The sequence below is a fragment of the Variovorax sp. HW608 genome (assembly GCF_900090195.1).
Taxonomy (GTDB): domain Bacteria; phylum Pseudomonadota; class Gammaproteobacteria; order Burkholderiales; family Burkholderiaceae_C; genus Variovorax.
On record NZ_LT607803.1, the window covers coordinates 4,942,447 to 4,955,468 of the forward strand.

Sequence of the window (13,022 nt, forward strand, 5' to 3'; positions counted from 1 at the left end):
GGAAATGAAAAAGAAAAAGCTGATTGCAGGCAACTGGAAGATGAACGGCAGCCTCGTGGCCAACGAGGCGCTGCTCAGGGCGCTGCTGCAGGACATCGGCACGCCCGCTTGCGACGTGGCGGTCTGCGTTCCGGCGCCGTACCTCGCGCAAGTGCAGACGCTCGTCGCGGGCTCGCCGATCGCGCTGGGCGCGCAGGATCTGTCGGCGCAGCCGCAAGGCGCCTTCACCGGTGAGCAGTCGGCTGCGATGCTCAAGGACTTCGGTGTGCGGTACGTGATCGTCGGGCACTCGGAGCGCCGGCAATACCACGGCGAGACCGACGAAGGGGTCGCCGCGAAGACGGCGGCAGCGCTGGCCAACGGCCTGACGCCGATCGTCTGCGTCGGTGAAACGCTCGCTGAGCGCGAGGCCGGGCACACCGAGGAAGTGGTCAAGCGCCAGCTGGCCGCGGTCATTCATGTCAATGGCCATTGCATCAGCGAGATCGTCGTCGCCTACGAGCCCGTCTGGGCCATCGGCACCGGCAAGACCGCAACGCCGGAGCAGGCACAGGCGGTGCACGCGCTGTTGCGCGCGCAACTCCATCATGCTGCGAACGAGCACGCGAGCGGGATCCGGCTCCTCTATGGCGGCAGCATGAATGCTTCCAACGCGGCCGAACTGCTCGCCCAGCCCGATATCGATGGCGGACTGATCGGTGGCGCTTCGCTCAAGGCGCCCGACTTTCTGCAGATCATCGCCGCCGCTCGCTGACGAGCCGCGGTTGTCAAAATTTAGGAGTTAGAACGAATGAACTTGGTCCTCAATATCCTGGTCGGCGTCCAGATGCTTGCCGCGCTCGCCATGATCGGCCTGATCCTGGTCCAGCACGGCAAGGGTGCCGACATGGGTGCGGCCTTCGGCAGCGGCAGTGCAGGCAGCCTGTTTGGTGCCAGCGGCAGCGCGAATTTCCTGTCTCGCTCGACGGCTGTTCTTGCCGTCGTGTTCTTTGCCTGCACCCTGGTGCTGGCCTACTTCGGCCATGCCCGTCCTGCGGGCGGCGGCAGCCTGCTCGAGCGCGCTGCGGTCGGTGCGCCGACCCCCGCGCCCGCACCCGCGCCTGCGACGGCTCCGTCAGGGTCTGCGGCAGAAATTCCTCAGGGCAATGCACCTTCGGCGCCTGCAACGAGCGCACCCGCGCCTGCGCCCGCGGCGCCTGCCAACCAGATCCCGAACAAGTAATCTGACGAAACTGTGCTTGCCGAGTGAAAAGGGCAGTATTTCAGGGTAAACTCTAAAGCGGTTCCGGAAAGCCAAACAAACCTCTTCGAAGGTTCCTCATGCCATCCGGGCAGACAAAAACCGCGGTCGTGGTGAAATTGGTAGACACGCTATCTTGAGGGGGTAGTGGCGAAAGCTGTGCGAGTTCGAGTCTCGCCGACCGCACCAAATCTCACCGGCAGGAATCCTGCTTCCTGCCGGTGTCAAGCGGTGATAGAGCCCCCTGATGAACCTCGATTCCTATCTCCCCGTCCTGTTGTTCATCCTGGTCGGTGTCGGTGTCGGCGTCGCACCTCAGGTTCTGGGTTACATCCTCGGCCCCAATCGGCCCGACACCCAAAAGAATTCCCCCTACGAATGCGGCTTCGAGGCCTTCGAAGACGCTCGGATGAAGTTCGACGTCCGGTACTACCTCGTCGCCATTCTCTTCATCCTCTTCGATCTCGAAATCGCCTTTCTCTTCCCCTGGGCGATCGCGCTCAAGGAGATCGGTGCCGTCGGCTTCTGGGCGATGATGATTTTTCTCGCCATCCTCGTCGTGGGCTTCGTCTACGAGTGGAAAAAGGGTGCGCTCGACTGGGAATGACAAGGAATCCCGAAAATGGCCATTGAAGGCGTCATGAAGGAAGGCTTCGTCACCACGACCTACGACTCGGTGGTGAATTGGGCCAAGACCGGATCACTGTGGCCCATGACCTTTGGTCTGGCGTGCTGCGCGGTGGAGATGATGCATGCGGGTGCGGCCCGCTACGACATCGACCGCTTCGGCATGCTCTTCCGGCCCAGTCCGCGCCAGTCCGACCTGATGATCGTGGCGGGCACGCTGTGCAACAAGATGGCGCCGGCGCTGCGCAAGGTCTACGACCAGATGCCCGAGCCGCGCTGGGTCCTGTCGATGGGCTCGTGCGCCAATGGTGGCGGTTACTACCACTACAGCTATTCGGTCGTGCGCGGATGCGATCGCATCGTGCCGGTCGATGTCTATGTGCCGGGCTGCCCGCCGACCGCCGAGGCGCTTCTGTATGGCGTGATCCAGCTCCAGCAGAAGATCCGGCGTACCAATACCATCGCGCGCGCCTGAAGAGCAAAAGACGATGACCGACTTTGCGATTTCTCCCGAGGCGCTCCAGACCCAGATCACCGAAACGCTTGGCTCCAGGGCAAAGAGCGTCACGGTCTCGCTCGGCGAGGTGACGGTGGTCGTTGGGGCTTCCGATTACCTTGCCGCTGCCGCGTTGCTGCGCGATGCGCCGGGCTGCCGTTTCGAGCAGCTCATCGATCTGTGCGGAATGGATTACTCCAGCTACCGCGAAGGCGAGTGGGATGGCGAGCGCTTCGGCGTCGTGTCCCATCTGCTGTCGGTGAGCCTCAATCAGCGCGTGCGCCTGAAGGTGTTCGTGCCCAACGAGGACCTGCCGGTCGTCGATTCGCTCACGAGCATCTGGAACAGCGCGGGCTGGTTCGAGCGCGAGGCCTTCGATCTCTACGGCATCGTCTTCGAGGGGCATGAGGACCTGCGCCGCCTGCTGACCGACTACGGTTTCATCGGCCATCCGTTCCGCAAGGACTTCCCGGTCTCCGGTCACGTCGAGATGCGCTACGACGCGGAACAGAAGCGCGTGATCTACCAGCAGGTGACCATCGAGCCGCGTGAGATCACGCCGAGGGTCATTCGCGAAGACAACTACGGTGGTGGATTGCACTGATCATGAGCCCCCACGTTCATCACTTTGTGTATTCACTGCCCCCCATGGGGGCGCAGCCCTCCCTTGGGGCGGCCCGGCGGGAGGTCTGATGGCCGAAATCAAGAACTACACGCTCAACTTCGGGCCCCAGCACCCTGCGGCCCACGGTGTGCTGCGCCTCGTGCTCGAGCTGGATGGTGAAGTCATCCAGCGTGCCGATCCGCATATCGGTCTTCTGCACCGCGCAACCGAGAAGCTTGCCGAGACGCGCACCTTCATCCAGTCGCTGCCGTACATGGATCGTCTCGACTATGTGTCGATGATGAGCAACGAGCATGCGTACTGCCTGGCGATCGAGCGTCTTCTCGGCCTTGAGGTGCCGATTCGCGCGCAGTACATCCGCGTGATGTTCGCGGAGATCACGCGGCTCCTGAACCACCTGCTGTGGCTGGGCGCGCATGGTCTGGATTGCGGTGCGATGAACATGCTCATCTACTGCTTCCGCGAGCGCGAGGACCTGTTCGACCTGTACGAGGCGGTCTCCGGCGCGCGCATGCACGCGGCGTACTTCCGCCCGGGCGGCGTCTATCGCGACCTGCCGGATTCGATGCCGCAGTACAAGGTCAGCAAGATCAAGAACGCGAAGGCGATCGAGAAGCTCAACGAGAACCGCCAGGGTTCGATGCTCGACTTCGTCGACGACTTCTGCAAGCGCTTCCCGAAGATGGTCGACGAGTACGAAACGCTGCTCACCGACAACCGGATCTGGAAGCAGCGTACCGTCGGCATCGGCGTCGTCTCGCCGGAGCGCGCGCTGAACCTCGGCTTCACGGGCCCGATGCTGCGCGGCTCGGGCGTCGAATGGGACCTGCGCAAGAAGCAGCCCTACGACGTGTACGACCGCATGGAGTTCGACGTGCCCGTCGGCCGTACCGGCGACTGCTACGACCGCTACCTCGTGCGCGTCGAGGAAATGCGCCAGGCCAACCGGATCATCCAGCAATGCTCTGCCTGGCTGCGCGCCAACCCGGGTCCGGTGATCACCGACAACCACAAGGTGGCCGCACCGGCGCGCGAGTCGATGAAGGCGAACATGGAGGAGCTGATCCACCACTTCAAGCTCTTCACCGAAGGCTTCCACGTGCCGGAAGGCGAGGCGTATGCCGCCGTCGAGCACCCGAAGGGCGAGTTCGGCATCTATCTCGTGAGCGATGGCGCCAACAAGCCGTATCGACTCAAGATTCGCGCGCCAGGCTTCCCGCATCTGGCGGCGCTCGACGAAATGTCGCGCGGCCACATGATTGCCGACGCGGTCGCCGTGATCGGCACGATGGACATCGTGTTCGGCGAGATTGACAGGTAAGCGAACCCATGACTTCCGACACCCACCACCGCGAACAGGCACCGCTCTCGGAAGCGACGCTTGCCCGCTTTGCACGCGAGGTCGCCAAGTACCCGCCGGCCGGCAAGCAGTCCGCCGTGATGGCCTGCCTTTCCATCGTGCAGCAGGAAGACGGCTTCATCAGCGAGCTGCGCGAGCGTGAGATCGCGGACTACCTCGGCATGGCGCCGATCGCGGTCCATGAGGTCACGACCTTCTACAACATGTACAACCAGCGGCCGGTGGGCGCGTTCAAGCTCAACGTCTGCACCAATCTGCCTTGCCAGCTGCGCGACGGCGCGGCCGCGCTGGCGCATCTCGAGAAGAAGCTGGGCATCCAGATGGGCGAGACCACGGCCGACGGCATGTTCACGCTGCAGCAGAGCGAATGCCTCGGCGCCTGTGCCGATTCGCCGGTGATGCTGGTCAACGACCGCACGATGTGCAGCTTCATGAGCAACGAGAAGCTCGACCAGCTGATCGACGGCCTGCGCAATTCGACGCCGAAGGGAGCGCAATGATGTCGCCCGAACAAGTGCTGTCGCAATTCCAGGCGACCGGTGTCCAGACCTGCTTCCATGACCGCCACATCTCGCCGCAGATCTATGCCGGCCTGAACGGGACCAACTGGCGCCTGGCCGACTACGAGGCGCGCGGCGGCTACAAGGCGCTGCGCAAGATCCTGGCCGAGGGCATGACGCCCGATCAGGTGATCGCCGAAGTCAAGTCTTCCGGCCTTCGCGGACGCGGCGGCGCCGGCTTCCCGACCGGCCTCAAGTGGAGCTTCATGCCCCGGCAGTTCCCGGGCCAGAAGTACCTGGTCTGCAACTCCGACGAGGGCGAGCCCGGTACCTGCAAGGACCGGGACATCCTGCAGTTCAACCCGCACATCGTGATCGAAGGCATGGCCATCGCGGCCTATGCGATGGGCATCAGCGTGGGCTACAACTACATCCACGGCGAGATCTTCCAGACCTACGAGCGCTTCGAGGAAGCACTGGAAGAGGCCCGCGCAGCGGGCTATCTCGGCGACGGCATCATGGGCAGCAGCTACAACTTCCAGCTGCACGCCGCCCATGGCTTCGGTGCCTACATCTGCGGCGAGGAAACCGCGCTGCTCGAGTCGCTCGAAGGCAAGAAGGGGCAGCCGCGCTTCAAGCCGCCGTTCCCGGCGAGCTTCGGCCTCTACGGCAAACCGACGACGATCAACAACACCGAGACCTTCGCGGCGGTGCCGTGGATCATCAACAACGGTGGTGCGGCCTACCTCGAATGCGGCAAGCCCAACAACGGCGGCACCAAGATCTTCTCGGTCAGCGGTGACGTCGAGATGCCCGGCAACTACGAAGTGCCGATGGGCACGCCGTTCTCCAAGCTGCTCGAACTGGCGGGCGGTGTCCGCAAGGGACGCCAGCTCAAGGCGGTGATCCCCGGCGGATCGTCGGCGCCGGTCCTGCCGGCTTCCATCATGATGGAATGCACGATGGACTACGACTCGATCGCCAAGGCGGGCTCGATGCTCGGCTCCGGCGCGGTGATCGTGATGGACGACAGCCGCTCGATGGTCGAGTCGCTCAAGCGGCTTTCGTACTTCTACATGCACGAGTCCTGCGGCCAGTGCACGCCGTGCCGCGAAGGCACCGGCTGGCTCTGGCGCGTGGTGGACCGGATCCACACCGGCCGCGGCAAGCCGACCGACATGGATCTGCTGAACTCCGTCGCCGACAACATCATGGGCCGCACCATCTGCGCGCTGGGCGACGCCGCCGCCATGCCGGTGCGGGCCATGATCAAGCACTTCCGCCACGAGTTCGAAGCCCTGGTTCCGGGCTACGTTCCGAAGGCTCCCGCCAAGGCCTGAGCACAAGAAGAACACGACACATATGGTTGAAATCGAACTCGACGGCAAGAAGGTCGAAGTGACCGAAGGCAGCATGGTCATGCATGCGGCCGAAAAGGCGGGCACCTACATCCCGCACTTCTGCTACCACAAGAAGCTCAGCATCGCCGCCAACTGCCGGATGTGCCTGGTCGACGTCGAGAAGGCGCCGAAGCCGATGCCGGCCTGCGCGACGCCTGTGACGCAGGGCATGATCGTCCGCACCAAGAGCGACAAGGCGATCAAGGCCCAGCAGTCGGTGATGGAGTTCCTGCTCATCAATCACCCGCTGGATTGCCCGATCTGCGACCAGGGCGGCGAGTGCCAGCTGCAGGATCTTGCCGTCGGCTACGGTGGTTCTTCCTCGCGCTATGAAGAAGAAAAGCGCGTCGTCTTCCACAAGGACGTCGGCCCGCTGATCAGCATGGAGGAAATGAGCCGCTGCATCCACTGCACGCGCTGCGTCCGTTTCGGCCAGGAAGTGGCCGGCGTGATGGAGCTCGGCATGTCGAACCGCGGCGAGCACTCGGAGATCGAAACCTTCCTCGGCGACTCGGTGGATTCCGAGTTGTCGGGCAACATGATCGACATCTGCCCGGTTGGCGCGCTCACGAGCAAGCCCTTCCGCTACAGCGCACGCACCTGGGAACTGTCCCGCCGCAAGTCGGTGAGCCCGCACGATTCGACGGGTGCCAACCTGATCGTGCAGGTCAAGAACAATCGCGTGATGCGCGTGGTGCCGCTCGAGAACGAAGACGTGAACGAGTGCTGGATCGCCGACCGTGACCGCTTCTCGTACGAGGCATTGAACGGCCCCGAGCGCCTGACGCAGCCGATGCTGAAGCAGGGCGGCCAGTGGCAGCAAGTGGACTGGCAGACGGCGCTGGAATACGTCGCCAACGGGCTCAGGCAGATCAAGGCCGATCACGGCGCACAGAGCATCGGTACGCTGGTCAGCCCGCACAGCACGCTCGAAGAGCTGCACCTGGCCAAGCTGCTGACGCACGGCCTGGGCAGCGACAACATCGATTACCGCCTGCGCAATGCCGAGTTCGCGCATTTCGAAGGCGCGCGCTGGCTCGGAACCTCGATCGCCTCGCTGTCGCAGTTGCAGCGCGCACTCGTGATCGGCTCCAACCTGCGCAAGGACCACCCGCTGTTCGCGCAGCGGATCCGCCAGTCGGTTCGCAAGGGCGGCGTGCTGAGTGCCGTCACCTCAGAGGCGCTTTTCGCCGATGCCGAAGCCTGGGCGATGCCGGTCGCTAATTCGATCCGCGTCTCCGCGGATGGCTGGGTCGAGGCTCTGGCGCAGATCGCCGCCGTCATTGCCGAAGGCAAGGGCACGAGCGCGCCGGTCGCCGCCAACGGCGCGCCGAGCGATGCCGCGAAGGCGATCGCCGCCTCGTTGCAGGACGGCGAACGCAAGGCGGTTCTGCTCGGCAATGCAGCTGCCCACCACGCACAGGCAAGCACCTTGCTGCTGCTGGCGAACTGGATCGGTGCGCAGACCGGGGCGAGCGTCGGCTTCCTGACCGAGGCCGCCAACACGGTCGGTGCGCAGGTCGCGCGCGCGTTGCCCAGGAACGGCGGACTGAATGCAGGCCAGATGCTGGCGGGCGGGCTCAGGGCCGCGCTGCTGCTCAACAACGAGCCGGTGTTCGACTCGGCCGCCGGCGAGTCCGCGGTGGCGGGCCTGGCGCACGCCCAGATGGTCGTCACGCTGAGCCCGTTCAAGGCCAACCTCGAATTCAGCGACGTGCTGCTGCCGATCGCTCCCTTTACCGAAACGGCCGGCACCTTCGTGAATGCCGAAGGGCGCGTGCAGGGCTTCCATGCGGTCGTGAAGCCCCAGGGCGAGGCGCGTCCGGCCTGGAAGGTTCTCCGCGTCCTGGCCAACCTGCTCGGTTTGCCCGGCTTCGCGTTCGAATCCTCGGCGGACGTTCTCGCCGACATGGGCCCGGCCGCCGACCTGGTGACCGGCAAGCTCGGCAACGCGACGTCTGCGTCGGCCGCTGCCGGCACCACGGCGCAGGCGCCGGTGGTCGCAAGCATCTATCAGCTCGATTCGATCGTCCGTCGCGCGCCGTCGCTCCAGCTCACGGCCGACGCCCGCCGTGCGCAGGCTTCCGCGGCAGAGGAGGTGCTCGCATGATCGACGCACTGCACGGCTTCGGCGCCGGACTCGTGTCCGCCGGCTGGTGGACCGGCATCATCTGGCCCATCATCTGGACGCTGATCAAGATCGTCGTCGTGGTCGCACCGTTGATGGGTGCGGTCGCCTACCTGACCCTCTGGGAGCGCAAGGCCATCGGCTTCACGCAGATCCGCATCGGCCCCAACCGCATCGGCCCGCTGGGCCTGCTGCAGCCCATCGCCGACGCGCTCAAGCTGCTGACGAAGGAAATCATCCTTCCGACGGTCGCCAACAAGGGACTGTTCCTGCTCGGCCCGATCATGACGATCATGCCGGCGCTTGCCGCCTGGGCCGTGATTCCGTTCGGTCCCGAAGTCGCGCTCGCCAACATCAACGCCGGCCTGCTGTTCATCATGGCCATCACCTCGCTCGAGGTCTATGGCGTGATCATCGCGGGATGGGCATCGAACTCGAAGTACGCCTTCCTCGGCGCGCTGCGTGCGTCCGCGCAGATGGTCAGCTACGAAATCGCGATGGGCTTCTGCTTCGTCGTCGTGCTGATGGTCTCGGCCAGCCTCAACATGACCGACATCGTGACGGGGCAGGGCAAGGGCCACTTCGCCTCGATGGGCGTCGGCTTCCTGTCGTGGAACTGGCTGTCGCTGCTGCCCATCTTCGTCGTCTACTTCATCTCCGGCCTGGCCGAGACCAACCGCCACCCCTTCGACGTCGTCGAGGGCGAGTCCGAGATCGTCGCGGGCCACATGATCGAGTACTCGGGCATGAGCTTCGCCATGTTCTTCCTGGCCGAGTACGCCAACATGTGGCTGGTCTCGATCCTCTGCGTGGTCCTGTTCCTGGGCGGCTGGCTGCCTCCGTTCGAGTTCCTGTCGTTCATTCCGGGCTGGATCTGGCTGGGCGTCAAGACCTTCTGCGTGGTCACCATGTTCCTGTGGGTCCGTTCGACCTTCCCGCGCTTCCGCTATGACCAGATCATGCGTCTGGGCTGGAAGATCTTCATTCCGGTCACGCTGGTGTGGCTGGTGGTGGTCGGCGCGTGGATGCAGACCCCGTTCAACATCTGGAAGTAACCTGCATGTCTGCGCAAACCACCAGCGCGCTTGCGCGCGCATCATCGACGACGGCGCAGCCGTTTTCGCTCAAGGACTTTCTGCGCAGCTTCATGCTGTTCGAACTGTTCAAGGGCCTGGCGATCACCGGCAAGTACGCCTTCAGCCGCAAGATCACCGTGCAGTTCCCGGAAGAGAAGACGCCGCTTTCGCCGCGCTTCCGCGGCCTGCATGCGCTGCGCCGCTACGAGAACGGCGAGGAGCGCTGCATCGCCTGCAAGCTGTGCGAGGCGGTGTGCCCGGCCCTGGCGATCACGATCGAATCCGACGTGCGTGACGACGGCTCGCGCCGCACCACCCGCTACGACATCGACCTGACGAAGTGCATCTTCTGCGGCTTCTGCGAAGAAAGCTGCCCGGTCGACTCGATCGTGGAGACCCACATCTTCGAATACCACGGCGAAAAGCGCGGCGACCTCTACTTCACCAAGGACATGCTCCTGGCCGTGGGCGACCGCTACGAAAAAGAAATCGCTGCCAACAAGGCGGCAGACGCCAAGTACCGCTGAGCGGTCTGGCCCGAACCTCGCAACGAATTCGACCCATGGACGTCAAGACCGGTCTGTTCTATCTGTTTTCCGCGGTGCTGCTGTTCGCAGCCTTCCGCGTGATCACCGCGCGCAACCCCGTGTATGCCGCGCTCTACCTGGTGCTGGCCTTCTTCCAGGCTTCGGCGATCTGGCTGCTGCTGCGCGCCGAGTTCCTGGCGATCTCGCTCGTGCTCGTCTACGTGGGGGCGGTGATGGTGCTGTTCCTGTTCGTCGTGATGATGCTTGACATCAACGTCGACAGTCTGCGCGAGGGCTTCTGGCGGCACTTCCCGCTCGCCGCAGGCGTCGGTGCGCTCATCGCGCTCGAGATGGCCGCGGTGCTGATGGGCGGCTTCCGCCTCGCCGCGCCGAAGAGCCCGCTGGCGAGCGGCCCCGACACCTCCAACACGCTCGAACTGGGCAAGCTTCTCTACACCGACTATCTCTATCCGCTGGAGATCGCGGCGGTGATCCTGCTGGTCGCCATGTTCGCGGCCATCGCGCTCACGCTGCGCGCCCGCAAGGACAGCAAGTACGTGAATCCGGCCGATCAGGTCCGGGTGAAGGCGCGCGACCGGGTCCGCATCGTCCAGATGCCGGCCACGCGTGCGGCACAACCTGCGGCCGAAGAACCGTCGGCAGCTGCGGAGACCAAGGCATGACGCTCACGCTCGGACACTTCCTCTCGCTGGGCGCGATGCTGTTCGCGCTTTCCGTGATCGGCATCTTCCTCAACCGGAAGAACCTCATCGTGCTCCTGATGTGCATCGAGCTGATGCTCCTGGCCGTCAACATGAACTTCGTCGCCTTCTCGTATTTCCTCGGCGACATGCACGGCCAGATCTTCGTGTTCTTCATCCTGACGGTCGCCGCGGCCGAGTCCGCGATCGGCCTGGCGCTGCTCGTCCTGCTGTTCCGGAACCGGTCGAACATCAACGTCGACGAACTCAACGCGCTCAAGGGCTAAGGATCATCATGAGCGCAACACTTTCCGCTTCCTCGCTGCTGGCCGTCCCGCTGGCTCCCCTGGCCGGCGCCGTCGTGACGGGCCTGTTCGGCACCAAGTTCGGCGGCAACCACATCGGCCGCCGTGTCACGCATTCGCTGACCATCCTCGGCGTGCTGGTGGCCTTCATCATCTCGGCCATGACGCTCAGGAGCGTGGTCGCCGACGGCGCCCGCTTCAACGAGACCATCTACGAATGGATGACGGTCGGCGGTCTGAAGATGGAGATCGGCTTCCTGGTCGACGGCCTCACCGCCATGATGATGTGCGTGGTGAGCTTCGTGTCGCTGATGGTCCACATCTACACCATCGGCTACATGGCGGACGACGACGGCTACAACCGCTTCTTCGCCTACATCTCGCTCTTCACCTTTTCGATGTTGATGCTCGTGATGAGCAACAACATGCTCCAGCTCTTCTTCGGCTGGGAAGCCGTGGGCCTGGTGTCGTACCTGCTGATCGGCTTCTGGTTCAACCGGCCCACGGCGATCTTCGCGAACCTGAAGGCCTTCATCGTCAACCGCGTGGGCGACTTCGGCTTCATCCTCGGCATCGGCCTGATCGCCGCCTATGCGGGCACGCTGAACTACGGCGAAGCCTTCGCGAAGGCCGACCAGCTGGCCAAGATCACCTTCCCCGGTACCGAGTGGATGCTCATCACGGTGATCTGCATCTGCCTGTTCATCGGCGCGATGGGCAAGAGCGCGCAGTTCCCGCTGCACGTCTGGCTGCCTGATTCGATGGAAGGCCCGACCCCGATCTCGGCGCTGATTCACGCGGCGACGATGGTGACCGCCGGCATCTTCATGGTGGCGCGCATGTCGCCGCTGTTCGAGCTGAGCGACACCGCCTTGAGCTTCGTCCTGGTGATCGGTGCGATCACGGCGCTCTTCATGGGCTTCCTGGGCATCGTCCAGAACGACATCAAGCGCGTGGTGGCCTACTCGACGCTTTCGCAGCTCGGCTACATGACCGTGGCGCTCGGCGCCTCGGCATACTCCGCCGCGGTGTTCCACCTGATGACGCACGCCTTCTTCAAGGCCCTGCTGTTCCTCGGCGCCGGCTCGGTGATCATCGGAATGCACCACAACCAGGACATCCGCTGGATGGGCGGCGTGCGCAAGTACATGCCGATCACCTGGATCACCTCGCTCGTCGGCTCGCTCGCGCTGATCGGCACGCCGCTGTTCGCGGGCTTCTACTCCAAGGACACCATCATCGAGGCGGTCCACGAAAGCCATCTGTGGGGCTCCGGCTTCGCGTATTTCGCGGTGCTCGCAGGCGTGTTCGTGACGGCCTTCTACTCGTTCCGGATGTACTTCCTGGTGTTCCACGGCGAGGAGCGCTACGACCAGAATCCGGACGCGCACCATGATGCGCACGACGATCACCACGGCCACGGCGAGCATCACGGCCCGCACGAGTCTCCGTGGGTGGTGTGGGTGCCGCTGGTGCTGCTGGCCATTCCCTCGGTCGTCATCGGTTTCATGACGATCCAGCCGATGCTCTTTGGCGACTTCTTCAGCGGCGCGATCGTCATCGACGAGACCCGGCACGAGTCGATGAAGGAACTGACCGAGGCGTTCCATGGCCCGCTGGCGATGGCGCTCCATGGCTTGACCGCGGCGCCGTTCTGGCTCGCGCTCGCAGGCGTGGTGCTGTCCTGGTACATGTACCTCGTCAACCCGGCGCTGCCGGCGGCGATCAAGCGCGCCTTCGCTCCGATCTATCGGCTGCTCGACAACAAGTACTACATGGACTGGTTCAACGAGAACGTCATCGCCCGCGCCACCCGCGCCCTGGGCATCGGTCTGTGGAAGGGCGGCGACCAGGGCGTCATCGACGGCGCCATCGTCAACGGCTCATGGAAGCTGGTCGGGCGCGTGGCTGGTGCCGTGCGCTGGGTGCAGTCGGGCTACATCTATCACTACGCATTCGCGATGCTGCTGGGCATCTTCGTGCTGATGTCGTATTTCGTCTGGTTTAAACGGTAAGCGCTCGCTGGAGAAAAACAAA

14 protein-coding genes and 1 tRNA gene are annotated in these 13,022 nt (G+C 64.1%); all 15 read left to right on the forward strand.

What is annotated here, in order from left to right; genetic code table 11:
• The first annotated feature begins 4 nt into the window (after positions 1-4).
• The 15 genes from tpiA to nuoL all read left to right on the forward strand — a co-directional run bounded on the left by tpiA (position 5) and on the right by nuoL (position 13,000).
• The gene (gene tpiA / locus VAR608DRAFT_RS23395) at positions 5-754 is read left to right on the forward strand and encodes a triose-phosphate isomerase (RefSeq protein WP_443082881.1); all 750 of its coding nucleotides are present in this window, start codon (positions 5-7) and stop codon (positions 752-754) included.
• 36 nt (positions 755-790) lie between these two features.
• Positions 791-1,222: a preprotein translocase subunit SecG gene (gene secG, locus VAR608DRAFT_RS23400; protein WP_088956238.1), complete on the forward strand. Its 432-nt coding sequence runs from the start codon at positions 791-793 to the stop codon at positions 1,220-1,222.
• Between the two features lie 122 nt (positions 1,223-1,344).
• Positions 1,345-1,429: transfer RNA gene (locus tag VAR608DRAFT_RS23405), tRNA-Leu, on the forward strand.
• Positions 1,430-1,487: 58 nt separating this feature from the next.
• Complete coding sequence (locus VAR608DRAFT_RS23410) at positions 1,488-1,847, forward strand: NADH-quinone oxidoreductase subunit A (protein ID WP_088956239.1); 360 nt, start codon at positions 1,488-1,490, stop codon at positions 1,845-1,847.
• 15 nt (positions 1,848-1,862) lie between these two features.
• Positions 1,863-2,342 (forward strand): NuoB/complex I 20 kDa subunit family protein, encoded by a 480-nt coding sequence (locus VAR608DRAFT_RS23415; RefSeq protein WP_012748606.1) that lies wholly within the window; start codon positions 1,863-1,865, stop codon positions 2,340-2,342.
• A 13-nt stretch (positions 2,343-2,355) separates the two neighbouring features.
• Positions 2,356-2,967 carry an NADH-quinone oxidoreductase subunit C gene (locus VAR608DRAFT_RS23420; RefSeq protein WP_088956240.1) on the forward strand — a complete coding sequence of 204 codons (612 nt, stop codon included), beginning with the start codon at positions 2,356-2,358 and terminating at the stop codon, positions 2,965-2,967.
• Positions 2,968-3,055: 88 nt separating this feature from the next.
• Positions 3,056-4,309 (forward strand): NADH-quinone oxidoreductase subunit D, encoded by a 1,254-nt coding sequence (locus VAR608DRAFT_RS23425; RefSeq protein WP_088956241.1) that lies wholly within the window; start codon positions 3,056-3,058, stop codon positions 4,307-4,309.
• A gap of 8 nt (positions 4,310-4,317) precedes the next feature.
• A complete protein-coding gene (locus VAR608DRAFT_RS23430; RefSeq protein WP_088956242.1) occupies positions 4,318-4,848 on the forward strand; it encodes an NADH-quinone oxidoreductase subunit NuoE family protein in 531 nt (176 codons plus the stop codon).
• Positions 4,848-6,188 carry an NADH-quinone oxidoreductase subunit NuoF gene (nuoF, locus tag VAR608DRAFT_RS23435; protein WP_088956243.1) on the forward strand — a complete coding sequence of 447 codons (1,341 nt, stop codon included), beginning with the start codon at positions 4,848-4,850 and terminating at the stop codon, positions 6,186-6,188. The genes VAR608DRAFT_RS23430 and nuoF overlap by 1 nt, the downstream gene beginning before the upstream one ends.
• Before the next feature lie 22 nt (positions 6,189-6,210).
• Positions 6,211-8,358 (forward strand): NADH-quinone oxidoreductase subunit NuoG, encoded by a 2,148-nt coding sequence (gene nuoG, locus VAR608DRAFT_RS23440; protein ID WP_088956244.1) that lies wholly within the window; start codon positions 6,211-6,213, stop codon positions 8,356-8,358.
• Entirely contained in the window at positions 8,355-9,431 is a 1,077-nt protein-coding gene (gene nuoH / locus VAR608DRAFT_RS23445) for an NADH-quinone oxidoreductase subunit NuoH (protein ID WP_088956245.1), read from the forward strand. Before nuoG ends, nuoH begins: the two co-directional genes overlap by 4 nt.
• A 5-nt stretch (positions 9,432-9,436) precedes the next feature.
• Positions 9,437-9,979 carry an NADH-quinone oxidoreductase subunit NuoI gene (gene nuoI, locus VAR608DRAFT_RS23450; RefSeq protein WP_088956246.1) on the forward strand — a complete coding sequence of 181 codons (543 nt, stop codon included), beginning with the start codon at positions 9,437-9,439 and terminating at the stop codon, positions 9,977-9,979.
• Between the two features lie 35 nt (positions 9,980-10,014).
• Positions 10,015-10,662: an NADH-quinone oxidoreductase subunit J gene (locus tag VAR608DRAFT_RS23455; RefSeq protein ID WP_088956247.1), complete on the forward strand. Its 648-nt coding sequence runs from the start codon at positions 10,015-10,017 to the stop codon at positions 10,660-10,662.
• Positions 10,659-10,967, forward strand: a complete 309-nt coding sequence (gene nuoK / locus VAR608DRAFT_RS23460; RefSeq protein ID WP_088956248.1) for an NADH-quinone oxidoreductase subunit NuoK — start codon at positions 10,659-10,661, stop codon at positions 10,965-10,967. Before VAR608DRAFT_RS23455 ends, nuoK begins: the two co-directional genes overlap by 4 nt.
• A gap of 8 nt (positions 10,968-10,975) precedes the next feature.
• Positions 10,976-13,000, forward strand: a complete 2,025-nt coding sequence (gene nuoL / locus VAR608DRAFT_RS23465; protein WP_088956249.1) for an NADH-quinone oxidoreductase subunit L — start codon at positions 10,976-10,978, stop codon at positions 12,998-13,000.
• Positions 13,001-13,022: the final 22 nt, after the last annotated feature.